The organism is Mesorhizobium sp. M2C.T.Ca.TU.002.02.1.1, from assembly GCF_003997225.1.
On sequence record NZ_RZTO01001168.1, the window covers coordinates 1 to 1,393 of the forward strand.

The 1,393-nt window shown below is 61.5% G+C and carries 2 protein-coding genes; both read left to right on the forward strand.

Annotation, left to right across the window (positions count from 1 at the left end):
- Positions 1 to 647: pyridoxal-dependent decarboxylase (locus tag EOD07_RS34405; protein ID WP_245470603.1), on the forward strand; the 647-nt coding region annotated here is incomplete at its 5' end.
- Between the two features lie 125 nt (positions 648 to 772).
- The coding region (locus EOD07_RS34410; RefSeq protein WP_164772841.1) for a DeoR/GlpR family DNA-binding transcription regulator at positions 773 to 1,393 on the forward strand (621 nt) is incomplete at its 3' end.

Sequence of the window (1,393 nt, forward strand, 5' to 3'; positions counted from 1 at the left end):
ACAGGCTCTATCTGCATGTCGACGCCGCCTGGGCCGGGTCGGCGATGATCTGCCCGGAATACAGGCATTTCTGGGCAGGCGTCGAAGGCGCCGATTCCATCGTCTTCAATCCGCACAAATGGCTCGGCGCGCAGTTCGATTGCTCGATCCAGTTCGTGCGCCAGCCGGAAGACCTGGTGCGCACGCTGGCGATCAAGCCGGATTATCTGAAGACCCGCGGCCATGACGGCATCATCAACTATTCGGAATGGTCGGTGCCGCTCGGGCGCCGCTTCCGCGCGCTCAAACTCTGGTTCCTGCTGCGGGCCCATGGCCTCGAAGGCTTGCGCACCATGATCCGCAACCACGTCGCCTGGAGCGAAGGGCTGGCCACGCGGCTTGCCAAGGAAGCCGACTTCGCGCTCGTCAGCGAACCGATGCTTTCGCTGTTCTCGTTCCGGCACCAGGCGCCTTCGGGTGCCGATCCGGACGAGCACAATCTGCGCCTGGTCGACGCCATCAACACCGATGGCCGCATCTACCTGACGCAAACGCGGGTCGACGGGCGCGTGGCGATCCGCTTTCAGGCGGGACAGTTCGAGTCGACGGCGGCCGATGTCGACGCCGCGTTCGACGTCATAGTCGAGATTGCGCGGCGCCTATCCTGAGCCAGCAGACGCATTCGGCGCCGGTTTACCTTTTGCAATCAGGTGATTTTCGTTAGCCGGCTTATGCCTTTTCTTCGCTTTCGTTTTCCGATATAAACCAGAAAAACGAAAATGGAGGACGCCGGATGTTTCTTTCGCCACGCCATGCCGAAATCATCCAGATGGCGAAGGACCACGGCCGGGTTCTGGTCGAGGATCTGGCGACGCATTTCAATGTGACTCCGCAGACCATCCGCAAGGACCTCAACGATCTCTGCGACCAGCGGCTGCTCACCCGCATCCATGGCGGAGCGCTGTTCCCGTCCGGCATCGAGAACATGGAATACGAGGCGCGCCGCAAGATCGCGGCCGATGAGAAGGAGGCGATCGGCAGCGCGGCGGCGCGGCTAATCCCGGACAATGCCTCGCTGTTCATCAACATCGGCACCACCACCGAGGCTGTCAGCAAGGCGCTGCTCGACCATAGCGGGCTTATGGTCATCACCAATAACATCAATGTTGCCAATAGGATGCGCATATATCCTACGATCGAGGTGGTGATCGCGGGCGGTGTGGTGCGCGGTTCCGACGGCGGCGTTGTCGGCGAAGCGGCCGTCGATTTCATCCGCCAGTTCAAAGTCGATTACGCCGTCATCGGTGCCTCGGCTATCGACCATGACGGCGCGCTGCTCGACTTCGATTTCCGCGAGGTGAAGGTGGCGCAGGCCATCATCGCCAATGCGCGGCACGTCATCCTGGTCTCGGAC